This window comes from Desulfovibrio aminophilus DSM 12254, from assembly GCF_000422565.1.
GTDB classification, from domain to species: domain Bacteria; phylum Desulfobacterota; class Desulfovibrionia; order Desulfovibrionales; family Desulfovibrionaceae; genus Aminidesulfovibrio; species Aminidesulfovibrio aminophilus.
On sequence record NZ_AUMA01000009.1, the window covers coordinates 188629 to 212476 of the forward strand.

Consider the following 23848-nt stretch of genomic DNA (forward strand, 5'->3'; position numbering starts at 1 on the left):
GACCCATGCCCGCTCAAGCCCCCGGCGACCGCCTCGTGGCCGTGGGGGTGGTCGTCAAGCCCCACGGAGTCCGGGGGGAGTTCTGCATTGATTTCCATGCGGACTCCCCTTTCCTCTTCGAGGACGCGGGGCGGGTGTTCCTGCGCCGCCCCGGCGGCCGCGCCAGGGAATACGCCGTCACCGGCTCCCGGCCCCACCAGGGCCGGATGCTCCTGACCCTGAAAGGCGTTTCCGACCGCGATGCGGCCGATGCCCTGCGAGGTCTGGAGGTGGCCGTGGCGGCCGCCGATCTCCCTGATCCCGACGAGGACGAGATATACCTCCACGAGCTGGAGGGTCTGGTCGTGCGCCTGAGCGACGGCCGGGAACTGGGCGTTCTGGAGGGCTTCCTCTTCGCCGGAGGGCAGGAGACCTGGGTCATCCGCGACCCGAAGGGCCGCGAGATCCTCCTGCCCGCCACGCCGGAATTCGTCCTGGACATCGACCTGGACGCCCGCGTCGCGATGGTGGAGCCGCCCGAAGGCCTCCTGGACCTCTATCTCAAGGACCAAGCGTGAAGACTCTCGCCGCGCTCCTGCTCACGCTGCTCCTGCTGCCGGCCGTCCCGGTCCGGGCCGAAAAACCCGTGCTGCGCATGGTCTACGCCGAGGGCTTCGCGCCCTTCTCCTGGACCAGCCAGGGCCGGGTCACCGGCATCCTGCCGGACATCATGGACGAGGCCGCCCGGCGCATGGGCGTCACGGTCAGCCATCAGGCCCGGCCCGGCGACGAGGTCATGACCGCGGTCAAGGGCCTGGGGGCCGACGGCTTCCTCTCCGTCCCGTCCAGGGACTACGACGCCTTCGCCGCGCGGGGCGAGAAGCCCGTGCTGACCACCTCCATCGGACTCTTCGTGAGCCTGAGCTACGAACCCCTGATCCAGCGGTTGCGTCTTGTGCGCGACCCGGCCGAACTCAAGGGCCTCAAGCTCTGCGCATCGCGCTACGACTCCTGGTCCCAGGCCAGGCTGGCGGACCTCGACCTGACCCTTTACCCCAACCTGGCCGAGGCCCTGTCGGCCCTGGCCCGGGGCGACGCCCAGGTCATGGCCCAGGTGCCCGAGGTGGTGGAGTTCCAGACCGCCCGCCTGGGTCTTTCGGCCCAGGTGCTGCGCGTGCCCGGTGTTTTCCTGAACGAGATTTCCCTCTTCCTGCACCTGAACCGGCACGGAGCCGCGGCCGCGCTCATGCCCGCCTTCGACAAGGCCCTGGCGGACATGCGCGCCGACGGAACCCTGGTGGCCATCCTCACCCGCCCGCGCTGACCGGAGCCCTTGCCGTGCGCTTTCATCTCGTGACCCTCTTCCCGGAGTTCTTCGACTCCCCCCTGTCCGCCGGGCTCATGGGCAAGGCCCGCGAGGCGGGCATCGTGGATTTCGAGACAGTCAACCCGCGCGACTTCGCCCAGAACAAGCACCATCACGTGGACGACCGGCCCTACGGCGGCGGCCCGGGCATGGTCATGCAGGCCGATCCCCTGGCCCGGGCCCTCCGGAGCATCGAGAATCCCGGGCGCATCCTTCTGCTCACCCCGCGCGGCCGCCCGCTGTCCCAGGCCCTGGCCCGGGAGCTGGCCGCCGAGGGCGGCGACCTGACGCTCATCTGCGGCCGCTACGAGGGCCTGGACGAGCGGATCATGGAACTTTTTCCCGTGGAGCCGGTGAGCGTGGGCGACTTCGTGCTCACCGGCGGCGAGTCCGGAGCCCTCTGTCTGCTGGAGGCCGTGGGCCGTCTCCTGCCCGGATTCATGGGCAAGGAGGAGTCCGGGACCGAGGAGAGCTTTTCCGCCGGACTCCTGGAGTACCCGCACTATACCCGGCCCGAGGTCTTCGAGGGCCTGCCCGTGCCCGAGGTGCTCCTCTCCGGCGACCACGCCCGCATCGAGGCCTGGCGTCGGGAGCAGTCCCTGGCCACCACGCTCCGGCACCGGCCGGAACTTCTCTCCGGCGCGCCCCTGACCCGGGCGGACGCGGAATTCCTGCGCGAACGGCCGCGTCCCGGGCTCGGCCGCTGCCTCTATCTGGGGCTCTGCCACCATCCGGTGAAGAATCGCGCCGGAGAAACCATCACTGTCTCTTTGACAAATCTCGACGTTCACGATATGTCCCGCGTTTCCCGCTCCTATGATCTGGGAGGAGCTTATGTGCTCACGCCGCTGGAGGACCAGCGGCGGCTGGCCCGGACCCTTCTGGGCCACTGGACCGAGGGGCCGGGAGGCGCGGCCAACCCGGACCGGGCCGAGGCCCTGGGACTGACGACGGTTCTCGGGAGCATCGCCGAGGCCGTGGAGGACGTGGCCGAGAGGGCCGGAAAACAGCCCTTCGTGGTGGTCACCAGCGCGCGCTTCGAGCGTTGCGGGCCGCCCCTGGCCGGCCCCAGCGAGGTGCGGGAACGACTGGCCCAAGGCCCCGTGCTGCTGCTCTTCGGAACAGGCTCGGGTCTGGCGCCGGAGGCCTTGGAAACGGCGGACGCGCGGCTCGCGCCCATCCGCTTCCTGGGCGGATACAATCACCTGCCTGTGCGGGCGGCCCTGGGCATCACCGTGGACCGCCTCCTGGGCGACGCATATTGAGAAGAAATCGGGTTTTCCCGAACAAGGAGACAAGACATGAACGCCATCCTGAAAAACATCGAAGCCGAGCAGATGCGCATGGACATCCCGGCGGTCAAGGCCGGGGACACCATCAAGGTCCACCTGCGCATCATCGAGGGCGAGAAGGAGCGCATCCAGGTTTTCCAGGGTGTGGTCATCCGCGTCCACCGCGGCGGTGTCGGCTCCACCTTCACCGTGCGCAAGATGTCGGACGGAGTGGGCGTGGAGCGCGTGTTCCCCTTCCATTCGCCCTTCATCGAGCGGGTGGAGGTTCTCTCCGAGGGCAAAGTCCGCCGGAGCCGCCTCTACTACCTGCGCGAACTCAAGGGCAAGGCCTCGCGCATCAAGTCCAAGCAGATCTGGGAGTAGTCCCAAGGAATTCCGTCCGGGAAGGGTCCGTTCCAGAGGCCCTTCCCGGGCTTTTTTCCCGGATCGCTCCCGTCCCTCCGTCTCCCTGTCCGGCCCCTCCGTGGCGCGGATTCCGGCCAGACCGCCGCGCGCGGCAACCGGAACCGGCCGCGCAGCCACGATTCCAACCGCCGGAGAACCCATGCCCCAGTTCTTTCTGCACGAGCACGCCGATCCCCCCGCCGCCCTGGTGGCCGGAGTGGACGAGGCGGGCCGGGGCTGTCTGGCCGGGCCCGTGGTGGCCGCGGCGGTGATCCTGCCGGAATCCTACGACCTGCCCGGGCTGGGGGACTCGAAAGCCCTCTCCGAACACTCCCGCGAGACGCTGGCCCCGCTCATCCGAGTCCAGGCCGCGGCCTGGGCCGTGGCCCTGGCCCGCCCCCGCGAGATCGACGCCCTGAACATCCTCCAGGCTACCTTCCTGGCCATGAGCCGCGCCGTGCGCCACCTGCGGGTCCGGCCCCGGCTCCTGCTCGTGGACGGCGACAAGACCATCCCCGAACATCTTTTGGACGGCCCTTCGGCCCAACGCGCGGAGGTGGACGGCGACGCCCGGATCGCGGCCATCTCGGCGGCCTCGGTCCTGGCCAAGACCGTCCGCGACCACATGCTCCTGGCCCTGGACCGGCGCTTTCCGGGCTACGGCCTGGCCGAGCACAAGGGCTACGGCACGGCGGTCCACCGCGAGGCCCTGCTCCGGCTGGGCCCCAGCTCCATCCACCGGCTCACCTTCCGAGGCGTGCTGCCCGAAGACCGGCGCAAAGGCGCGTCATGCCCGCAAGGCCGCCTGCCCATCTGAGGCTCGGCGCGCGCGGCGAGACGACCGCCGCCCGCTTCCTGGAGCGGGCCGGGCTGACCGTACTCGAACGCAACTGGCGCTGGAAGCAGTGGGAGCTTGACATGATCTGCCGCGAGGGCGACACCCTGGTCTTCGTGGAGGTCAAGACGCGCGGGCCGGGCTCACTGGCCACCCCCGCCGAGGCCGTGGACGGCCGCAAGCAGGCCAAGCTGGGCAAGGCCGCCGCGCAGTATCTGAGCAAGAACAAACTCTGGGATAGTCCCTGCCGCTTCGACGTGGTCTGCGTGCGCGTCGGCGACGACGGGGAGGAGATCGAGCATGTGCGCGACGCCTTCAGCCCGGCTCTGGGTGGTGGCCACGCCGCTTGGCAACCTTGGTGACCTCTCGCCCCGGGCCCGCGAGATCCTCGCCTCGGCGGACCTCGTCCTGGCCGAGGACACCCGCCGCGCCGGGTTGCTCTTCCAGCGCCTGGGCCTGCCCGCCAAGGGATTCCTGAGCCTCTACGAGCACAACGAGGAGGCCCGGGTGGAGCAGGTCCTGGCCGCTCTGGCCGAGGGCCGGAACGCGGCCCTGGTCTCGGACGCGGGCACCCCGCTCCTCTCGGACCCGGGCTACCGCCTCGTGCGCGCCTGCCGAGCCGCCGGGTTGCCGGTGTCGCCCGTGCCCGGGCCCTCGGCCCCCGTCGCCGCGCTCTCGGCCTGCGGCCTGCCGCCCCTGCCCTTCGTCTTTCTGGGCTTTCTCCCGCGCAAGGACGGCGACATCCGCCGCCTGCTGGAAACCTACGCCGCCCTGCCCGCCACCCTGGTCTTCTTCGAGCGCAAGACCCGGCTCTCCTCCACCCTGGCCCTGGCCGCCGAAGTCCTCGGCCCCCGGGAGTTCTGCGTGGCCCGTGAGCTGACCAAGGAGTTCGAGGAGTTCGTCCGGGGCCGCCTGGACGCCCTGGACGCCCTGCCCGAGGAGTTCCTGGGCGAGATCACCGTGGTGCTGGGCCCGCCCGAGACTCCGGCCAAGCTGACCGAGGAGGCCCTGCTGGATCTTCTGCGCGAGGAATCCGCGCGCGGAGGCAAGCCCCGCGAGGTGGCCCGCCGCGCCGCGTCCCGGGCCCCGGGCTGGAGCGCCAAGGAAGCTTACGATAAACTGAACGCCCTGCGAAAGGATTGAGCGGCCGGGCCTCCGGCCGCCAGGACATGCCGAATGAACCGCTTCGATCAGATCGCCGAGGCCGTGCTGAACGGCCGCACCTTGTCCGACGCCGAACTGCGGACCGTGACCGAGGCCAGGGACGAGGACGTTCCCGCCATTTCGGCCGCCGCCTTCACCGTGCGCCGGAGCTTCCTGGGCGACACCGTCACCTTCTGCGCCATCGTCAACGCCAAGAGCGGCCGCTGTTCCGAGAACTGCGCCTTCTGCGCCCAGTCCGGCCACCACACGACAGACGCCCCGGTGCACGACTTCCTGCCCCTGCCGAAGATCGTGGCGGCCGCGCGGCGGGCCCGCGAGGCCGGGGCCTGCCGCCTGGGCATCGTGACCAGCGGGCTCACCCCTCGCGGCGGGGACTTCGAGCGGCTCGTGGAGGCCGTGGCCGCGGTCCGGGCCGAGGGCGTCCTGGCCGACGTCTCGCCCGGGCTCCTGGACGGCGGGCAGATCGAGCGCCTCCAGGCCGCCGGGCTCGCGGGCTACCACCACAACCTGGAGACGTCCCAGGACTTCTTTCCGAACATCTGCACCACCCACGCCTGGGAGGACGACGCCCTGGCCGTGCATCAGGCCGTGGCCGCCGGGCTCTTCGTCTGCTCCGGCGGGCTCTTCGGCCTGGGCGAGTCCTGGGAGGACCGCGTGGATCTTGCTTTGTCCCTGGCCCGGCTGGGGGTCCGGTCCGTGCCCATGAACTTCCTCACGCCCATCCCGGGCACACGCCTGGAGAATCGGCCGATCCTCTCCCGGGCCGAGTCCCTGAAGATCCTGGCCCTGTACCGCTTCCTCCTGCCCCGGGCGCACCTGCGCGTCTGCGGCGGCAGGCCCGCCGTGTTCGGGGCCGACCGCGAGGCCGTGCTCCTCTCCGGAGCCGACGGCCTGATGATCGGGGATTATCTCACCACACCGGGCGAGAACCCGGAGCGGGACCGTGAGGCGGCGGCGGGCCTGGGCCTGCGCCTGGAGACGCCGGAGGACGCGGCGTGAACCCCCTGGCCCCGCTGCACCGGCTGGTCTGGACCGCCCTGCTGGCCGCCGCCGTGGCCGCCGGAGCCTGGATCGTGGTGCCCATCGGGCCGGTGCCGGTGTCGCTCCAGCCGCTGTTCGTCTTCCTGGCCGGATACGCCCTGGGTCCGCGCCGGGGCGCGCTCTGCATCCTGCTCTACATCCTGGCCGGGGTCATCGGCCTGCCGGTGTTCGCGGGCGGACGCTCGGGACCGGCCCAACTCCTGGGCCCCACGGGCGGCTACCTCCTGGGCTTCGTCCTCTCCGCCTGGATCACGGGCCTGGCCACGGGCGGACACGGCCGCGCCCTGACCTGGGTCAGGGGCCTGGGCTTCGGGATTCCGGCCCTGATCGCGGCCTACGTCCCGGGCGTCTTCTGGCTGCGCCACGTCCTGGACACGGACTGGACCCGGGCCCTGGCCCTGGGGCTGGCCCCCTTCCTGCCCTGGGACTGCCTGAAGATCGTGGCCGCCGTGGCTTGCTACCGGCTGCTCTCCCGGTGTAGGCTGCTCCCAGGAAACGGGGACGCCGCGCCCCCCGGAGGAGGTTCATGCCCGCGGACAGGCTGACCAAGGCCGTTATCCTGTCGTTTCTGCGCTGCTACCTGATGGGGGCCAACTTCAACACCAGGGGCATGCAGAACATCGGGCTGGTCTACGCCATGCTTCCCGGGCTGGCCGCCATCCACAAGGATCCGGCCCGCTTCCGCCAGGCCGTGAAGCGCTACGTGCGCCACTACAACTCCCATCCCTTCTGGGCCCCCTGCCTGGTGGGCATCTTCCTCTCCACGGAACAGCGCATCGCCGCCGGAGCCTTCCCTCCAGCCATGCTGGAAAAGGTCAAGGACCGGACCACCTACACCCTCTCGGCCATCGGCGACTCGGTCTTCGCGGGCAGCCTGCTCATCTACTGGGCCCTGTCCACGGCCTGCCTGCTCCTGGCCGGGCACACGGCGGCGGCGCTTCTCGAAGGTCTCATTTTTTTCATTGGTCTCCAGGTGTTCAAAGTGTATACTTTCTGGCGCGGGTTGCGCGGCGGCTTCCTCTTCCTGGAAAGCCTCAAGCGTTGGGATCTCATCAACTGGGGCCAGCGCATCAAGTACGCCAACGCGGCGCTCTTGCTCTGGTTCTGGATGCTGGTGTGGCCCAAACCCGTGGCCTGGCAGGGATGGCTGGCGGGCATGATCGGCCTCGCCGTGACAGCCCGGCTCGTGCAGCAGTTCCGCCTGCCCCGGACCATCCCGGCGGTGGGGCTGGCCGCGCTCTGGGCCCTTTATCCGGTCGTCGTCGAATCCCTCGGCGGCTGGCCGTTTTGATCGAGCGGGACATTATGGGTGAGATGAACGAGGCGAGGGACGCCGAGGCAGCTTTCCCGGGCGAGGTGACCCGGCGGGTGGTGGTGACCAACCAGCTCGGCCTGCACGCGCGTCCGGCCGGAAAGCTGGCCCAGACCGCCCAGAATTTCAAGGCCTCCATCTCCATCGTCTGCCAGGACCAGGAAGTGGACGCCAAGAGCATTTTGGAAATCCTGACCCTGGCGGCGGCCCAGGGCAGCTCCCTGGACCTCAAGGCCAAGGGAGAGGACGCCGCCCAGGCCGTTGAAAGCCTGGAACGGCTTTTCCGCTCCAAGTTCGGCGAGGAACGCTAGTGGCCCGAGTCATCATTCCCGGCATTTCCGTCTCCACGGGCATCGCCATCGGCAAGGCCTTCTTCCTGAACCGCAACCGGACGGCCCATCTGCCTCGGCTCACCGTGGCCGAGGAGGCCGTGGCCCACGAGGCCGAGCGCCTGGCCCAGGCCTTCCTCCAGGCCGAGGACGAGCTGGCCGCCGCCCGCGACAAGGTTCCCGCCGAGCTCAAGGAGCACCGGCTCATCATCGACTCCCACCTGATGATGCTCAAGGATCCCAAGCTGCGCAACGCCGCCCGCGCCTACATCACGGACATGCGCCTGAACGCCGAATGGGCCCTGGAAAAGGCCCTCGGCGACCTGGAGAAGACCTTCGGAGCCCTGGACGACGTCTACATCCGCGAACGGATGCAGGACGTCCGCTTCGTCATCGTCAAGGTCCAGTCCCACCTCATCGGCCAGGACAAGGATCTGCGCTCCATCGAGGGCCGGGTCATCATCATGGCCCACGACCTGACCCCGGCCGACACCGTGGAGCTGGACGTGAACAAGATCCTGGGCTTCGCCACGGTCCAGGGCGGCAAGACCTCGCACACCGGCATCATGGCCCGCACCCTGGGCATCCCGGCCATGGTCGGCGTGGCGGACCTGGAATCCCACGTCCTCGAAGGCGACTTCGTGATCATCGACGGCCTCTCGGGCAAGATCGTGATCGATCCCGACGAGGACGAGCTGACCCGCTACAACGAACTTTCCGCCCAGTTCGAGGACTACACCCGGCGCATCATCCGCGAATGCCAGCTCCCGGCCGAAACCAGCGACGGCTACCGCGTGCAGGTCCTGGCCAACATCGAACTGCTGGAGGAGGTGGCCGCGGTCCTGGACCGGGGCGGCGAGGGCATCGGCCTCTACCGCACCGAATACTCCTACCTCAACCGCACCGACCTGCCGAGCGAGGAGGAGCTGGCCGAGAAATACTCGGACCTCGTCTCCATCATGTCCCCCCGCCGGGTCATCTTCCGCACCCTGGACCTCGGCGCGGACAAGTTCATCCAGAGCTTCGGCTCCCTGGAGGAGCCCAACCCGGCCCTGGGCATGCGCGCCATCCGCTTCTGCCTGCGCCACCCGGACCTCTTCCGCACCCAGTTGCGGGCCGTCTGCCGGGCCAGCGCCTACGGCAACGCCTCGATCATGTTCCCCATGATCTCCGGCCTCAAGGAGCTGCGCCGGGCCAAGAGCCTCCTGCGCGACGCCCAGGACGAGCTGCGCCGCGAGGGCATCCCCTTCAACGAGGAAATGCCCGTGGGCATCATGGTCGAGCTGCCCTCGGCCGTGATGATCGCCGAATTCCTGGCCGAGGAGTGCGACTTCTTCAGCATCGGCACCAACGACCTCATCCAGTACAGCGTGGGCATCGACCGCACCAACCGGCACGTGTCCTACCTCTACCAGCCCCTGCACCCGGCCGTTCTGCGCGCCATCAAGCACGTCACCGACGCCGCCCACCAGGCCGGCATCGAGGTCAGCCTCTGCGGCGAGGTCGCTTCCGACCCCTTCTGCGTGCCGATCATCATGGGCATGCAGGTGGACAGCATCTCGCTGACCCCCCAGGCCATCCCGGGCATCAAGCGGGTCATCCGCCAGGCCCGCATGACCGACTGCCGCGACCTGCTGCGCGAGGTTCTCTCCTGTCGCACCGTGGGCCGCGTCAACCGGCTGGTCAAGGAAACCATCTTCAAGCGCTTCCCCGAGGAACTGACCTTCTTCGCCTCTCTCCTGGACAACGAGGAGCACGGCGGATAGCCTCCACTCCATGAGCGAGAAACCAGAAGCGGCCGGGCGCAAGCCCATCGCCGAGAACAGAAACGCCCGGCGGCTCTATGAGCTCACCGAAACCCTGGAGGCCGGACTCGCGCTCCAGGGCTCGGAGGTCAAGTCCCTGCGCGACGGCCGCGTGAGCTTCAAGGACGGCTACGTGGACGTGAAGAACGGCGAGGCCTTCCTCGTCGGCGTGCACATCGCGCCCTACGAGAAGACCTCCCTCTTCGACCGGCCCGACCCCGAACGCCCCCGCAAGCTCCTCCTTCACCGCCGCGAGATCGACCGTCTCCAGGCCAAGGCCGAGCAGAAGGGCCTGACCATCGTCCCCGTGCGCCTCTACTTCACGCGCGGCCGGGTCAAGCTCGAAATCGCCCTGGCCAAGGGCAAGAAGGTCCACGACCGCCGCGACGACCTGAAGCAGAAGGACATCGCCCGCGACACCGCGCGCCAGCTGGCCCAATACAACAAATAGCACCCGGGGCTCCGCCCCGGACCCCGCCAGGGGCCGGCGGCCCCTGGACCCGGCGATAGTGCTGCGGGAACGCCCCGGAGAGCGACGCTCTCCGGGGCGTTCCCGCAGCACTGTCAGCCAGGGGAAAAGTCTCTTCCGTCTTTCTTGAAACGGACCGAAGGCCCCCCGGCGTCGCCGGGTGACGCAAATTGGCCGAAGACCCGCGACGGCCCACGCTTTTCTTTCGGGCCGATGCACCGTATGATCGTTTCCATGCTGACCGATCGTCAGAAAGAATCTCTGCTCTCGCTGTTTCCGGGCGACGGCTGCGTCCTGGATCCGGAGCAGGCCCTGGCCCTGGGCGCGGACGCCTCGCGCCGTTTCGCCCGCCCCTGGGCCGTGGTCCGTCCGGAGACCGAGGAGCAGACCGCCGAGTTCCTGCGCTTCGCCCAGGCCGAGAACCTGCCCGTGTATCCCCGCGCCCGGGGCACCAGCCGCGTGGGCGGGGCCGTGCCCGCCGAGGGCGGGGTGGTGGTTTCCATGCTGCGCATGGACAAGATTCTGGACGTGGACGCGGCCGACTTCGTGGCCGAGGTGGAGCCCGGTGTGGTCACCGGCGCGTTCCAGGCCACGCTAAGGGAAAAACGTCTGTTCTATCCGCCGGACCCGGCCAGCGCGGGCTACTCGACCATCGGCGGCAACGCCGCCACCTGCGCCGGAGGAATGCGCGCGGTGAAGTACGGCGTGACCCGGGACTACGTGCTCGGACTCTCGGCGGCCCTGCCGGGCGGACGGATCATCCGGGCGGGCGGGCGCTGCCACAAGGACGTCTCGGGCCTGGACCTGACGCGGCTCTTCGTGGGTTCCGGCGGCACGCTGGGGATCATCACCCGGCTGACCCTCAAGCTCCTGCCCCTGCCCGAGGCCCAGGCCTCGCTGCTCTGCGCCTTCGCTTCCCTGGAGGCGGCCCTGGACGCGGCCCGGGCCGGATTCGAGGCGGGCATTCTGCCGGTGTCGCTGGAATTTCTCGACGCCACGGCCCTGGGCGCGGTGGCTGATGCGGGCTGCGCCCTGTGCCCCCAGGATTCCGGCGCGGCCCTGCTCTACCGCCTGGACGGCTCGGCCGGGGCGGTGCTGGCGGACCTGGACCGGCTCAAGGCGGCCCTGGCCCCGCTCAAGCCCCTGGCCCTGGAGACGGCGGCCACCCCAGAGGCCGAGGAAAAGCTCTGGGAAGTGCGGCGCACGGTGAGCCAGGCCCTGCACCGCGTGGGTCCGGACAAGGCCGCCGAGGACGTGGCCGTGCCCCGGGGACGCATCCCGGCCGCCGTGGCCGCGTTCCGGGAGGCCGGGCGCGCCAACGGCCTGCGCGTGGCCTGCTTCGGCCACCTGGGCGACGGCAACATCCACGTGAACGTGCTCTTCGACGCCCGGAAGCCCGACGAACTGCGCCGCGCGGCCTCGGCCAAGGAGGCCATTCTGCGCGCGGCCCTGGATCTGGGCGGCACGCTTTCCGGCGAACACGGCCTGGGGCTGACCAAGGGCGCCTACCTGCCCTGGCGGCACGGCCCCGAGGAGATCGCGCGCATGCGCGGGGTCAAGGCCGTCTTCGACCCCCAGGGAATCATGAATCCCGGCAAGGAATGGGGCTCGGGGAGAGCCGCCTGTTCCGGCCGTGAAGGAACGTCATAGGCATGGGGTATCTTCTCACCGTCCAGATCAACATGTTCATGTGCCTGCTGCTGGCGGTCTGTCTGGCCGTCGCGTTCCTCAAGCTCGATCTGGAGAAGACGGAACACAAGCTCTTCATCGGCATGGTCCTGAGCATCCTCGCCCTGCTCGGGCTGGAGATCTGGAGCGTGGTGCTCAACGCCGAGTTCAACGCGGCGGTCCGGGCCGACGGGCATCTCGTGGCCCTCAACAAGCTCGTCAACGTGGTCGGCTTCGCCCTCGTCCCCTTTCCGCCCCTGTTGCTCCTGCTCTTCCTGCATTCGTGGATCTCCAGGCCGATTCCGCGGATATTGCTGCCGCTCTATGCCGCGCCGCTTCTCGCCAGCGTCATTCTGGCCCTCCTGAGCTACCACGGCGGCGTGCTGTTCAACATCTCGCCGCTGAACGAGTATTCCCGGGGGGAGTATTTCCTCGCCTCGCCGCTGGTGAGCTACGCCTATTTCCTCCTCAACGCCGTGTTCATCTGGAAGAACAGGAGCAGACTGCGGGTTCAGGAGATCGTCTTTCTGCTGGCCACGATCATCATCCCGGCGTTCATCGGCCTGGTTCAGCTGATGTATTTCGTCTACCTGACGATCTGGAACAGCTGGGCCGTTTCGGCGGTCGTGCTCTTCGTCTACATCCTGGTCTACAAATCGGAAATGGATGAGCTCACGAGGCTCGGAAACCGCAGGGTCTACCGGGAAATCATCTTCAAGGCCAGGCGGATGAAGGAGCTGAGAATGTCCATCGCCATGCTCGACATGGACGACCTCAAGAAAATCAACGACGCCTACGGCCACGGCGAGGGAGACCACGCCATCCGCGTGCTCGCGGATGGAATGCGGCGGTTCTTCGGCCGCGAGTTCCACCCCATGCGCTTCGGCGGGGACGAGTTCGCCGCGGTGCATTTCGACGACGACCCAGCCGTGCTGGCCGAAAGGCTCGCCGGGCTGGAGGCCTATTTGGAGGAATACAACGCCTCCTCCGGCAAGCCCTACCGCATTTCCTTCAGCCACGGCATCGCCGTGTCCGGCGCGGGGGAGTGCGTGAACGATCTGCTGCGGCGTTGCGACAAGATCATGTACGAGCGCAAGCGCCGTCGGATCTGCGCGGACTGACGCCGCCGGAGCGGCTTCGGTCTAGCCTTCCTTCAGTTCCCGGATCAGGTCGCGCAGGCGGGCCATCTGCTCGTCGAGTTCCTCCACGGCCCGCGCCGAGTCGGCCACGTTCCGGGCCGTGGACGTGGTGATCCCGTTGATCTCCTCCACCGACTTGTTGATCTCCTCCGAGGCCGCCGACTGCTCCTCGGCGGCGGTGGCGATGCCCCGGATCTGGTCGGCCGAGGTCTGCACCCCGGCCACGATGGCCCGCAGGGCCTCACCCGAATGGTTGGAGAGGTCCACGGCCCGGCTCAGGTCGTCGAGCACCTTGCGGGTGGTCCCGATGTTGGCCGTGGCCGCGTTCTGGATTCCCGCGATGGCCTCGCCCACCTCCCTGGTGGCGGTCATGGTCTTCTCGGCCAGCTTGCGCACCTCGTCGGCCACCACGGCGAAACCCCGTCCGGCGTCGCCGGCCCGGGCCGCCTCGATGGCCGCGTTCAGCGCCAACAGGTTGGTCTGGTCCGCGATGTCCGTGATGACCCCGAGAATCCGACCGATGGACTCGGCCTGGCCGCCCAGCTGGTTCATGTTCTCCTGCAGATGGTCGGCCTCGCTGTAAGTGGCGCGCAGGGCCTCCACGGACTGGCTCACCACCTCGGAGCCCTTCTCGGCCTGGGACCGGGCGCGGTTGCCGGACTCGGCGGCCTCGGAGGCGTTGCGGGCCACCTCCAGCACCGTGGCGTTCATCTCCTCCATGGCCGTGGCCGTGGACTGGATGCGGTCGCGCTGCACGTCGGTTCCCTCGCGGATGTCGCGGGAACGAGCCGCGATGGCCTCGGCCGCGCCGGTGACCTTCTCCACTATGGCCTCCAGGCGGCCGGCGGCCAGGAGGATTCCCTCGCGCCGGGCTCTCTCGGCCTGCCCCCGGGCCTGTTCGGCGTCGGCCAGGGCGCGCTCGGCCATGCGGGCCTTGTCCTCGGCCTCGGCGGACTTGGCCGTGATCTGGGCGATGTTCCCGCGCAGGGTGCGGGCCATGCTGTTGAGCGCCTTCTGCAGGCTGGCCACCTCGTCGCGGCCGGACTCGTCGAGGTTCACATCGTAGCTCCCCTCGGCGATGCCGCAGGCCGCCCTGGTGGCCTGGGACAGCGGCCGCACGATGCCCCGGATGGTCACGACGCTCAGCGGCAGCACGAAGAAGAGAAAGACGGCCCCGAGCACCGAGAGAAGCATCAGGGTGTCGGCGCGGACCAGCTCCCCGACGGCCTGGGCGATACCCTTCTTGGCCTGTTCGATGTTGTCGATGTAGATGCCGGTGCCGATCCAGAGGTCCGTGCCCGGAATCATCTCGGCATACCCCAGCTTGGGCTGGTCGCCCTTGCCCGGCTTGGGAAAGATGTACTGCACGAAGCCGCCCCCGGCCGCCGCCTGCCTGGCCAGCTCCCGGACGAAGAAGACCCCGTTCTTGTCCTTGCTCTCGGCCATGTCCGACCCCTGAACCTCCTTCTTGGGCGGCAGGGCCACGTTCACCGTGCCCCGATAGACGAAGTAGTAGCCGGACTTGTCCTCCTCGAAACGGATGGGGTCCACGGCCCGGCGGATGAACTCCACCCGTTCCGCGTCATCGGAAACGCCCGTCAATCCCTGGCCCAAGGACAGGGCCATGCTGCGCGTGGCCACCTGGATCTTTTGTTTCTGGAGGTCGAGCATCTGAACCTGGACCTGTTCAACGCCCATGGCTTCGATCTTTCCGGCGTTGTGCAGAAAGGCCAGCACCGTCCCGGCCACGAAGCAGACGATGAGGCCCAGCAGGAGGAATATCCGTGTTCCGATGGACATGAGACGCATCATGGGGCACCTCCGAAGATAGTGGGTAATCACTTTAAATTGCTTTCGGGAATCTGGTCAACGCCGGGCTGATGATTATTGTCAGACGATTCGCGCGCCACGCGCGCGGGAAGCACCAGATGCGGAAACACGCGCCCCATACCCCGCCCGGCCTCGACGGCTGCGTGCTCTGCGGCAAGTGCCTGGAGGCCTGCCCGCTTCTGGCGGCCACGGGCCGCGAGGAACTGTCGCCCCGGGCCAAGGCCGTGCTCACCGCCCACGGCGACTCGCGCACGGCCGAGGATCTGGCCCGGCTCTGCCTGGGCTGCGGCCGCTGCGTGCGGGTCTGCCCCCAGGGCCAGGACGCGCCCGCCGTGGTGGCCGGTTTGCGAGCCGCGCGGCCGGACTTCCGGCAGTGGCTCTGGAAGGCGGCCCTGGCCCGAAGCGGGGCGCTCTGGCCTGTCGCCGCCACGCTCGCCAAGCCGATTCCCAAGGACTTTCTGCAAAAGCGCCTGGGCGGTCTGCTCAAGGGGCTGGGCGCGCTCTCCCGGCCGGGCTGCGAGCCGTTCGCCCGGGTCGAGAGCCCGTCCGACGCATGGCGCGGGCGGCGCGCGGCCCTGTTCAGCGGCTGCGCGGGCGCGCACGCGGCCCGACGCTGGACGGACAAGGCCGCGCGAATCCTGGAGCTGGCCGGAGTGGAACGCGCGCAGGCCCATTTCCAGTGCTGCGGCGCGACCCTGGGCTCGGCCGGGTTGCCCCGTGAACGCGACGCGGCCCGGGCGGCCAACGTGGCGGCCTGGCGCGCGGCCGGGCGGCCCCTGCTGGCGGCCTTCTGCGCCTCCTGCCTGGCGGGCCTGCGGGCCTACGCCGGGTCCGGGCTCTTCCGCGACGCGGAGGAAGAGGCGGCCTGGACCGCGTCGATCACCCCCCTTTCCGCGATTTTGCAAGGCGGCGGCTTTGTGCTAACCAGGAACCCGGGCCGCGTGGCTTGGCACACGCCCTGCCACGCCGACGTCCCGGACCCGGACCCGGCCCTCTGGCTCGGCGTGCCGGGCCTGGACCTGGAATCGCCCGAGGCGCGTTGCTGCGGCTTCGGCGGTGTGCTCCAACTGGCCGACCCGGCCCTGGCGGCGCGGGTGTCGGCGCTACGATGGGAAAACCTCCGGGCGGACCTCGTGCTCACGGGCTGCTCGGCCTGCGCCATGCAGCTCGCGGCCACGGCCTCCGAAGGAGTCCGGGCCGCGCACTGGCTGGACGCCCTGGACCTGTAATCATGGAGATGCAATGAACAGCAGACCGGCGTTCATCCTGGCCCTGGGCCTGATCCTGGCCTCGGCCGTCCTGGCCTGGGCCTTCTACGCCTCGCGCCTGCCGCAGAACACCATCGAGGCCACGGGCTCGGCCCGGGTCAAGGTGGTTTCGGACGTGGCCAAGTGGCGCGGGAGCATCTTCCGCACCGTGGCCGAGACGGACCTCAAGCAGGGCTACGCCCAGCTGCGTACCGACCTCCAAGCCCTCAAGGACTACCTCAAGGCCGCCGGGCTGCCCGAGACCGCCCTGGAGCTTCAACCGGTCAGCATGGAGCAGGTCTACCAGCAGAACCCCAGCGCCCCGCGCGAACAGACCCTGCGCCAGGGCTTCACCGTGACTTCCTCGGACACGGCCAGGATCACGACCCTGGGCCTGGACCAGACTCTCATGGACCAGGGGGTGCAGTTGACCACCTATTCCCTGGAATACTACGTTTCTCGGTTGCCCGAGATGCGCGTGGAGCTGTTGGGCCAGGCCGTGAAGGACGCCCGCCGCCGGGCCCAGGAGATCGCCGGCAGCGACGGCCGGGGCGTGGGAGCGCTCCAGTCCGCGCGCATCGGCGTGGTCCAGGTTCTGGCGCCCAATTCCGTGGAAGTTTCCGGCTCCGGCGCCTACGACACCTCCACCGTGGACAAGGAAGTCATGGTCACGGTGCGCGCCGAATTCGCGGTGCGCTAGGCAATTGAAACAACCCAAGATGGCTGCGTCGCTTCAAGAAAACCACATCCTCGCGCAGCGGGGATTCGCGTCGACCGCGCGGAGGCGGGCATGACCGGCAGAACCCCGCTGGTTCTGGCCCCTGGCCTGGCCCTGGGCGCGGCCCTGCTGGCCGGAGCCCTCTGCGTCGCCCTGCCGCCCCAGGAGGCCCTGGAGGTCGGCAACGCGGCCCGGATCAAACTCGTGGCGGCCGCCGCCAAGTGGCGCGGCGGCATGTTCCGCGCCGTGCCCCGCCTGGCCGCCGGGCATGTCCTGCGCGACGGCCTGGGCCAGACCGACCCGGACGGCATCGGCAACCCGATCCCGGCCGCGATCACCGGAGCCCTCGGCCTCCACGTCGCGCTTCCGGCCCTTGCTCCCGATCTTCCGCCCGCTCCCGGCTCACGCGAGGCCCTGCCCTCGAACCGCGCCGGGCGCGCCCCGCCCCGTTCCGCGGACCACGCCTAGCGCGGTCCGTCCCGGTTCCGGCAGTCCCACATCCGACACCAACACAAGGTTGCGACATGCACGGCATGTCCCGGCCATCGGGGCGCATCCCACGCCCCTTTCCGTCAAGGAGAATTCCATGCTGCTCAAACTGCTCTTCGGCTCCAAGAACGAACGCTACATCAAGCGCCTGCGCCCCATGGTGGCGCGCATCAACGCGCTGGAGCCGGACATGCTCAAGCTTTCCGACGCCGACTTCCCGGCCAGGATCGCGGCCTGGAAGGAGGAGGTGCGCAACGGGCGCAAGGTGGACGACCTGTTGCCCGAGGTCTTCGCCCTGGTGCGCGAGGCGGGCAAGCGCGTTCTGAACATGCGCCACTTCGACGTCCAGCTCGTCGGCGGCATCGCCCTGCACGAAGGCAACATCGCGGAGATGAAGACCGGTGAAGGCAAGACCCTGGTGGCCACCCTGCCCGTGGTGCTCAACGCCCTCTCGGGCAAGGGCGTGCACGTGGTCACGGTCAACGACTACCTGGCCAAGCGCGACGCGGCCTGGATGGGCCGTCTCTACGGCTTCCTGGGCCTGACCACGGGCGTCATCGTCCACGGCCTCTCGGACCAGGAACGCCAGGAGTCCTACGGCGCGGACATCACCTACGGCACGAACAACGAGTTCGGCTTCGACTACCTGCGCGACAACATGAAGTTCTACAAGGAGTCCCTGGTCCAGCGCGACCTGCACTTCGCCATCGTGGACGAGGTGGACTCCATCCTCATCGACGAGGCGCGCACCCCGCTGATCATCTCCGGCCCGGCCGAGATGTCCACCCAGCTCTACCGCCGCGTGGACACGGTCATCCCGCCGCTCAAGCGCTCCTCCCCCCGCCCGGCGAACCTGCCCCAGGGCGAGGATTTCATCCCCGACGGCGACTTCGAGGTGGACGAGAAGGCCCGCACCGTGACCCTCACGGACCAGGGCGTGGAGCGCGTGGAAAAACTCCTCGGCATCGACAACCTCTTCGATCCCACGAACATGACCCTCCAGCACCACGTGCTCCAGGGCCTCAAGGCGCACCACCTGTTCAAGCGCGATGTGGACTACATCGTCAAGGACGGCCAGGTGGTCATCGTGGACGAGTTCACCGGGCGGCTCATGCCCGGGCGGCGCTACTCCGACGGCCTGCACCAGGCCCTGGAGGCCAAGGAGAACGTCACGGTGGAGGCCGAAAACCAGACGCTGGCCTCGATCACCTTCCAGAACTACTTCCGCATGTACGACAAGCTGGCGGGCATGACCGGCACGGCCGACACCGAGTCGGTGGAATTCAAGCAGATCTACGAGCTGGACGTCATCGTCATTCCCACCAACCGACCCATGGTCCGCAAGGACCACCCGGACATGATCTTCCGCACCCAGCCTGAGAAATTCCGGGCCATCGTGGAGGAGATAGCGGACTGCCACAAGCGCGGTCAGCCCGTGCTGGTGGGCACCGTGTCCATCGAGAAGTCCGAGCTGGTTTCGGGCCTGCTCAAGAAGCTCGGCGTGCCCCACAACGTGCTCAACGCCAAGCAGCACGAAAAAGAGGCCGAGATCGTGGCCGAGGCCGGCCAGAAGGGCAAGGTCACCATCGCCACCAACATGGCCGGCCGCGGCACGGACATCGTGCTCGGCGAGGGCGTCAAGGAACTGGGCGGCCTGCACATCATCGGCACCGAGCGCCACGAGTCCCGGCGCATCGACAACCAGTTGCGCGGTCGCTCCGGCCGCCAGGGCGACCCGGGCAGCTCCCGCTTCTACCTGGCCCTGGACGACGACCTCATGCGCCTGTTCGGCTCGGACCGCATTTCCGGGTTGATGGAAAAGCTGGGCATGGAAGAAAACGTGCCCATCGAGAACAAGCTCGTGTCCCGGGCCATCGAGGGTTCGCAGAAGCGCGTGGAAGGCCACAACTTCGAGATCCGCAAGCAGCTCCTGGACTTCGACAACGTCATGAACCAGCAGCGCGAGGTCATCTACTCCCAGCGCCGCGAACTCATGTACGCCGAGAACCTGGATTCCATCGTGGAGGAGTACGCCCAGGACGTGCTCGCGGACATCCTGGGACCAGCCTCCGAGGGCAAGGACATGGACCCCGAAATGGCCGAGATGGTCCGCTCGCGCCTGGACGAGGTCTTCGACTTCGACCGCTTCCCCGGCTTCCGCCGCAACCTGCCCAACAAGACCCAGGCCCTGGCCTGGATCAACGAGACCACCGGCGCGCTCAAGGACGCGGCCCCGGACCACTACCAGGAAATCGCCCGCTACTTCACGCTGGAATCCCTGGACCGCAACTGGAAGGACCACCTGCTGAACATGGACCACCTGCGCGACGGCATCGGCCTGCGCGGCTACGGCCAGAAAGACCCCAAGCAGGAGTACAAGCGCGAGGGCTTCGAACTCTTCCGCGACATGCTCGACAACATCAAGGAGAACACCCTGCGGGCCCTCTGCCACCTGCGCATCAAGACCGAGGTGCGCGAGGAGGAGTACCAGCACAAGGAAACCGCCGGGAACCTCCAGTACGCCGGGAGCGCGGACGGCTCGGACAAAACCAAGGAACCCAAGCGCCGGGTCGAACCCAAGGTCGGCCGCAACGACCCCTGCCCCTGCGGCTCGGGCAAGAAATACAAGAAGTGCTGCGGCGCCAAATAGGGGGCCTCGCCCCATTTCAGAAAGACAGGGTTTCGGCCCGTCTCAGAAAACAAACGGCCCGGGATCATGTGGTCCCGGGCCGTTTTCTTTTGTGAGGCGCGGCCCCGCCTCCTCGCGAAAGAGTCTGTTTTTCCCACCATCTGCGGCAAACTTTCTCCAGTCCGGCCGACAGGTTGCATTCTTTCCCGGTTCCGGTATGCTGCCCGGACGCAATGACTGACACACAGTATGGAGTGATTCCGTGAAGCAGCACCAGCCCCTGTCCTCCGCCCGTTCTCCCCGCATCGCGGCGGGTTCCACGCATGCCCGCCGGGAGGGCCGCATCCTCTCCCGGAAGACGGGGGCCGTCGTGTAGCGTCACACCCAACGCACGCAGACAGGCCCCATCTTTCCGAACGGCGGAAGATGGGGCTTTATTTTTTTCGCCGGAGGAACCCGACATGAATGCGGGCGAGCCTCGGGCACGGCACCCGTTCATGACCGGAGAAAGCGACGTGGACATCAGATCAAAGGCAATGGCCGCATTGTTCCCCACGGACATCCTGTTCCAGACCTCGTACTGGGCGCAGGTCAAGGCCCGGCTCGGCCTCCAGCCCAGGGCGTTCGACATTCCAACGGCCGGGCCGGGCAAGGATGTGCTCGTCCTGCTCAAGCCGTTCGGAAAGCACAACATCGCCATCGTGCCCCAAGGGCCGGAACATGCGCCGGCCGAGGAGGAGTACGGAACTTTCCTCGAGGACTTCTCCGCGGCCCTGGCCAAGACCCTGGGCCCGGAAGTGGCCTTCATCCGCTACGATCTGCCCTGGCTCTCCCCATACGCTGGCGTGATGCAAAATGAGGGCTGGGACGCCTTTCCCGAGCCGAGAGTGCGCGAACTGCGCATGAACATGGGCACCAGGTTCTGGAACATCAGAAAAGCCCGCGAAGACATGACCGTGGCCAGTTCCCTGGTCGTGGACCTCGTGGGGAACGAGGAAGAGATGCTCGGGCGCATGAAACCGAAGACGCGTTACAACATCGGGCTCGCGCGGCGCAAGGGCGTCATCGTGCGGGAAGCCGACGCGCTGGGCCTGCCCGACTTCCACGCCCTGTACCGGCAGACGGCCCTGCGCAACGGTTTCACCCCCTGCGGGTCGGAGCACTTCAGCGCCATGTTCCAGTCCCTGCTCTCCGCCCCGGATCGCTCGGATCTGCTCTTTCTGCTCGCGCGGCACGGCTCCGACGTCCTGGCCGGAGCCATCGTCGGCATCTCGGGCGAAACGGCGAACTTCCTCTACGGGGCCTCCTCCGACACCAAACGGAACATGATGGCCTCCAGCCTCATGCACTGGACCGCCATGCTCATGGCCCGCGAACGCGGCTGTGTCCGGTATGACCTGGGGGCCGTCTCGCCCTCCGACACTCCGGACCACCCGTTCCACGGCCTCTACCGCTTCAAGACGGGATTCGGCGGCAGGATCGAGTACAGGTCCGGTTCCTGGGACTACCCCCTGCGCCAGGACGTGTACGACGAATACCGCAACGCGGAACTCGTGTTCTCGGCCCACGGGCAGCACACTCCTTATCCGCACTGAGGGGGGCTTCGCCCCGTTTCAGAAAGGCGGGAACCGTCTCCCGGCTTTCATCCGCCAGCAGCCGATCAGATATCCACGAAACGACAGGCGGGGCGTCGGCCGGGCTCCAGGGTGAGCAGGGCCAGGGAGCCTTCGGCCAGGGAACCGGGATTGACGAGCAGCGCGCCGTGCTCGTCGGAGAAGTATCGGGCGTGGGTGTGCCCGAAGCAGACGAGGTCGGCCTCGGGGCCGAGGGCCTGGGCCACGCGGCGGGGCACCTCGGAGCGGGGGCCGAAGCCGTGAGTCACGGCGATGTTCAGACCGTCGAGGGAAAGCCGGGCCACGGGTTGGAGCTGGGAGCCGAGGGTCCAGTCGCAGTTGCCGAGACAGGCGTGGAAGTTGGGATGCTGGAGAAAAAAGGCCCAGACGGACTCGGCGGTGATGTCGCCGCAGTGGACCAGGGCGTCGGCCCCGGCCAGGTGGCGCGTGTAGACGGACTCCAGCCAGGGCGAGGGCGCGCCCAGGTGGGAGTCGGAGATGACGGCCAGGAGCATGGGTCCGGTGTTATTCCTGGACCTTCTGCGCCCGGTAGCGGAGATAGGCGTCGCGCATGGCGATGTAGGGATCGATGGCGCTTTCGGTCAGCGTCTCGTACTCGCCGATGCGCAGCGACAGGTTGTTCAGCTTGTCGTAGGCGGTGGCGCCCATGGACCAGTACCAGGGGTGGAGGTACGTGGTGGGCCGCATGAAATAGTCGCCCGCGTAGCCGAAGGTGTCGCGCACGGTGGAGGGGCCGATGATGGGCCAGACGAGATAGGTGCCGTTGCCCATGCCCCAGGCGCCGAAGGTCTGGCCGGTGTCCTCGTCGCCCGAAGCCGTGGGCTTGGTGGGCTTGAGGTCGTATGCGAAGTTGGAGAGGCCGCCGTAACCGAAGGCGGTGTTGGCGATGAAGCGGGACGTCTCGACACCCGCGGCGCGGAACTTGCCCTGGAGCAGGCAGTTCACGAAGCGCATGGGGAAGAGCAGGTTGTGGAAAAAGTTGTTGACCCAGGTGCGGGGCTTTTCCGGGATCACGTAACCGTAGCCCTGGGCCACGGGCTTGAACAGGTAGTAATAGAGCCGGTCGTTGACGTCGAACCAGAAGCGGTTCCAGCCGGGAACGGAGTCGGGGGCGATGTCCGAGGTGTCCGGCGTGGCGGCGGGGCCCGTGGGGGTCTTGCCGGAGGCGTCCCACAGCTCCTGGGAGTAGTAGGTGTCCTCAAGCTGGGCGACCTGCTGACCGTCGGCGGCCAGGGCGGCCCCGGCCATGAGGAACAGAACGCCGATGGTCAGGACGAGTGAGCGCGCCGCGGATGTGCCCATGTGCCGATCGCTCCGTTACTGTTTCGCCGTGGCCGACTGCTTGGCCGCGTCGTTAAGCACTGCCTTGTCATCAGCCGGGGCCCTGCCCGCGGCGATGTCGGCCACCCTGTCGCGGACCTTGCCGATGAGGCTGTCCGGGGTGCCGTTCTGCAATTCCTGCGCGAACTGGCTGCGGTAAATCTCCATGATGGAGATGCCCTCGCCGATCACGTCGTAGATGAGCCAGTGCCCATCCTTTTGAATGAGGCGGAAGTTGACCGCGAGGAGCTTGCCGTCGTTGGCCTGGACCTGGCTCTGGACAAAGGCCAGATTTCCCTGGGCCATCTCCTTCTGGTAGTCGAACTTCTCGCCGTTGTACCCCTCGAACTTGCTGATGTACGTCTTCTCCAGCAGTTCCTGGAAACTCGAGCTGAGATCCTTCTGCTGCTGCGGCGTGAACTTGAGCCAGGGGCGGCCCACGGCACGGGCGGTCAGCTCGTCGAAGTCGAAGAACTGCCGGATGGCCGCCCGCAGGCGGTCCAGCTGTTCGCCGGAGATCGCCTTGGCCCCTTTATACTTAGGGTCTTGCAGGATGGAGATGACCTTGTCAACCCCCTCCTTGACCGTGTCGGTGGGCACACCGGCCCAGGCGGTGGCGGTCAGGAGCCCGAAAAGCGCGATGCCTGCGGCGAACGAGAGTATGGTGCGTTTCATGTGCGGCCGTCGTATTCGATTCTTGTTACGGAATCAAGAGGTTCCTTGTTAGATTATTTGTTGACGCTTGGCGTGGCGAACTTGGCCAGCAGATCTTCCAGGTCCAGGGCCGGGTTCGTCTGGAAGATGCCGTCCCCGTCCTTGAGGGGCTGGCCCACGGCTCCGGCGGTGAGTCCCACGAACTTGTCGCCGATGAGGCCGCTGGTCTTCACCGAGGCCGTTGCGTCGTCGCGGATGTCGATGCCCTTGTGCACCTTCATGCTCACCCGGGCCAGGGGAATGTCGCCGGAGAGGTCGAGCTGGATGCCGTCCACGTAGCCCACGTCCACGCCGTACATCTGCACGGGCGAGTTGATCTTGAGCCCGGAGACGTTGGTGAACGCGGCCCTGAGGGTCATGTAGTTGTCGGTGAACAGGCCCAGGTTGCCGAGCTTGATGCTCATGTAGGCGATGCCGATGAGGCCCACCAGCACGAAGATGCCCACCGAGGTTTCCTTGGAATATTTCTTCATGGCCTCCCCTT

General features: G+C 68.0%; 25 protein-coding genes. 20 read left to right on the plus strand and 5 right to left on the minus strand.

Annotation, left to right across the window (positions count from 1 at the left end):
* The first annotated feature begins 5 nt into the window (after window positions 1-5).
* From rimM to H587_RS0107545, 15 genes are all read left to right on the plus strand, one after another.
* Window positions 6-557, plus strand: a complete 552-nt coding sequence (gene rimM, locus H587_RS0107475) for a ribosome maturation factor RimM (RefSeq protein ID WP_027175742.1) — start codon at window positions 6-8, stop codon at window positions 555-557.
* A complete protein-coding gene (locus tag H587_RS0107480; protein WP_027175743.1) occupies window positions 554-1303 on the plus strand; it encodes a substrate-binding periplasmic protein in 750 nt (249 codons plus the stop codon). Before rimM ends, H587_RS0107480 begins: the two co-directional genes overlap by 4 nt.
* A gap of 14 nt (window positions 1304-1317) precedes the next feature.
* The gene (trmD, locus tag H587_RS0107485) at window positions 1318-2610 is read left to right on the plus strand and encodes a tRNA (guanosine(37)-N1)-methyltransferase TrmD (RefSeq protein WP_027175744.1); all 1293 of its coding nucleotides are present in this window, start codon (window positions 1318-1320) and stop codon (window positions 2608-2610) included.
* Between the two features lie 36 nt (window positions 2611-2646).
* The gene (gene rplS / locus H587_RS0107490; RefSeq protein WP_027175745.1) at window positions 2647-3000 is read left to right on the plus strand and encodes a 50S ribosomal protein L19; all 354 of its coding nucleotides are present in this window, start codon (window positions 2647-2649) and stop codon (window positions 2998-3000) included.
* Window positions 3001-3181: 181 nt separating this feature from the next.
* Window positions 3182-3838, plus strand: a complete 657-nt coding sequence (locus H587_RS17695; protein ID WP_051202523.1) for a ribonuclease HII — start codon at window positions 3182-3184, stop codon at window positions 3836-3838.
* Complete coding sequence (locus H587_RS0107500) at window positions 3811-4218, plus strand: YraN family protein (protein WP_051202524.1); 408 nt, start codon at window positions 3811-3813, stop codon at window positions 4216-4218. Before H587_RS17695 ends, H587_RS0107500 begins: the two co-directional genes overlap by 28 nt.
* Complete coding sequence (gene rsmI / locus H587_RS0107505; RefSeq protein WP_034608786.1) at window positions 4157-4999, plus strand: 16S rRNA (cytidine(1402)-2'-O)-methyltransferase; 843 nt, start codon at window positions 4157-4159, stop codon at window positions 4997-4999. The genes H587_RS0107500 and rsmI overlap by 62 nt, the downstream gene beginning before the upstream one ends.
* A gap of 33 nt (window positions 5000-5032) precedes the next feature.
* Window positions 5033-6019 carry a biotin synthase BioB gene (bioB, locus tag H587_RS0107510; RefSeq protein ID WP_027175748.1) on the plus strand — a complete coding sequence of 329 codons (987 nt, stop codon included), beginning with the start codon at window positions 5033-5035 and terminating at the stop codon, window positions 6017-6019.
* Window positions 6016-6606 carry a biotin transporter BioY gene (locus tag H587_RS17700; RefSeq protein WP_051202525.1) on the plus strand — a complete coding sequence of 197 codons (591 nt, stop codon included), beginning with the start codon at window positions 6016-6018 and terminating at the stop codon, window positions 6604-6606. The genes bioB and H587_RS17700 overlap by 4 nt, the downstream gene beginning before the upstream one ends.
* Window positions 6588-7352, plus strand: a complete 765-nt coding sequence (locus H587_RS0107520; RefSeq protein WP_027175749.1) for a PTS system mannose/fructose/sorbose family transporter subunit IID — start codon at window positions 6588-6590, stop codon at window positions 7350-7352. The genes H587_RS17700 and H587_RS0107520 overlap by 19 nt, the downstream gene beginning before the upstream one ends.
* 14 nt (window positions 7353-7366) lie before the next feature.
* The gene (locus tag H587_RS0107525; RefSeq protein ID WP_027175750.1) at window positions 7367-7684 is read left to right on the plus strand and encodes an HPr family phosphocarrier protein; all 318 of its coding nucleotides are present in this window, start codon (window positions 7367-7369) and stop codon (window positions 7682-7684) included.
* Complete coding sequence (ptsP, locus tag H587_RS0107530; RefSeq protein ID WP_027175751.1) at window positions 7684-9468, plus strand: phosphoenolpyruvate--protein phosphotransferase; 1785 nt, start codon at window positions 7684-7686, stop codon at window positions 9466-9468. Before H587_RS0107525 ends, ptsP begins: the two co-directional genes overlap by 1 nt.
* 10 nt (window positions 9469-9478) lie before the next feature.
* Window positions 9479-9958, plus strand: coding sequence for an SsrA-binding protein SmpB (gene smpB, locus H587_RS0107535; RefSeq protein WP_027175752.1), 480 nt, complete (start codon window positions 9479-9481; stop codon window positions 9956-9958).
* Between the two features lie 252 nt (window positions 9959-10210).
* On the plus strand, window positions 10211-11626 hold the full coding sequence (locus H587_RS17705) for an FAD-binding oxidoreductase (protein WP_084630518.1): 1416 nt from the start codon (window positions 10211-10213) through the stop codon (window positions 11624-11626).
* Between the two features lie 2 nt (window positions 11627-11628).
* Window positions 11629-12765 carry a GGDEF domain-containing protein gene (locus tag H587_RS0107545; RefSeq protein WP_027175753.1) on the plus strand — a complete coding sequence of 379 codons (1137 nt, stop codon included), beginning with the start codon at window positions 11629-11631 and terminating at the stop codon, window positions 12763-12765.
* Between the two features lie 21 nt (window positions 12766-12786).
* Here H587_RS0107545 and H587_RS0107550 read toward each other — a convergent pair whose 3' ends face one another.
* Window positions 12787-14595, minus strand: a complete 1809-nt coding sequence (locus H587_RS0107550; RefSeq protein WP_027175754.1) for a methyl-accepting chemotaxis protein — start codon at window positions 14593-14595, stop codon at window positions 12787-12789.
* A 116-nt stretch (window positions 14596-14711) separates the two neighbouring features.
* On the opposite strand from H587_RS0107550, the gene H587_RS0107555 reads away from it, so the two are divergent.
* From H587_RS0107555 to H587_RS0107580, 5 genes are all read left to right on the plus strand, one after another.
* Window positions 14712-15842: a (Fe-S)-binding protein gene (locus H587_RS0107555; RefSeq protein WP_051202528.1), complete on the plus strand. Its 1131-nt coding sequence runs from the start codon at window positions 14712-14714 to the stop codon at window positions 15840-15842.
* Between the two features lie 13 nt (window positions 15843-15855).
* On the plus strand, window positions 15856-16560 hold the full coding sequence (locus H587_RS19600; protein ID WP_051202529.1) for an SIMPL domain-containing protein: 705 nt from the start codon (window positions 15856-15858) through the stop codon (window positions 16558-16560).
* A gap of 90 nt (window positions 16561-16650) precedes the next feature.
* Window positions 16651-17046 (plus strand): hypothetical protein, encoded by a 396-nt coding sequence (locus H587_RS0107565; RefSeq protein WP_027175756.1) that lies wholly within the window; start codon window positions 16651-16653, stop codon window positions 17044-17046.
* A gap of 118 nt (window positions 17047-17164) precedes the next feature.
* Window positions 17165-19717, plus strand: coding sequence for a preprotein translocase subunit SecA (gene secA, locus H587_RS0107570; RefSeq protein WP_156904480.1), 2553 nt, complete (start codon window positions 17165-17167; stop codon window positions 19715-19717).
* 494 nt (window positions 19718-20211) lie between these two features.
* Window positions 20212-21291: a peptidoglycan bridge formation glycyltransferase FemA/FemB family protein gene (locus H587_RS0107580; RefSeq protein ID WP_027175758.1), complete on the plus strand. Its 1080-nt coding sequence runs from the start codon at window positions 20212-20214 to the stop codon at window positions 21289-21291.
* Window positions 21292-21356: 65 nt separating this feature from the next.
* On the opposite strand, the gene H587_RS0107585 is transcribed toward H587_RS0107580, so the two are convergent.
* Genes H587_RS0107585 through mlaD form a run of 4 tightly spaced genes read right to left on the minus strand, consistent with a single transcriptional unit; the run spans window position 21357 to window position 23837 of the window.
* Window positions 21357-21824, minus strand: coding sequence for a metallophosphoesterase family protein (locus H587_RS0107585; protein WP_027175759.1), 468 nt, complete (start codon window positions 21822-21824; stop codon window positions 21357-21359).
* A gap of 10 nt (window positions 21825-21834) precedes the next feature.
* Window positions 21835-22632 (minus strand): MlaA family lipoprotein, encoded by a 798-nt coding sequence (locus H587_RS0107590; RefSeq protein WP_027175760.1) that lies wholly within the window; start codon window positions 22630-22632, stop codon window positions 21835-21837.
* Window positions 22633-22647: 15 nt separating this feature from the next.
* A complete protein-coding gene (locus H587_RS17715) occupies window positions 22648-23325 on the minus strand; it encodes an MlaC/ttg2D family ABC transporter substrate-binding protein (protein ID WP_051202530.1) in 678 nt (225 codons plus the stop codon).
* A 53-nt stretch (window positions 23326-23378) separates the two neighbouring features.
* Window positions 23379-23837 carry an outer membrane lipid asymmetry maintenance protein MlaD gene (gene mlaD, locus H587_RS0107600; RefSeq protein WP_027175761.1) on the minus strand — a complete coding sequence of 153 codons (459 nt, stop codon included), beginning with the start codon at window positions 23835-23837 and terminating at the stop codon, window positions 23379-23381.
* Window positions 23838-23848: the final 11 nt, after the last annotated feature.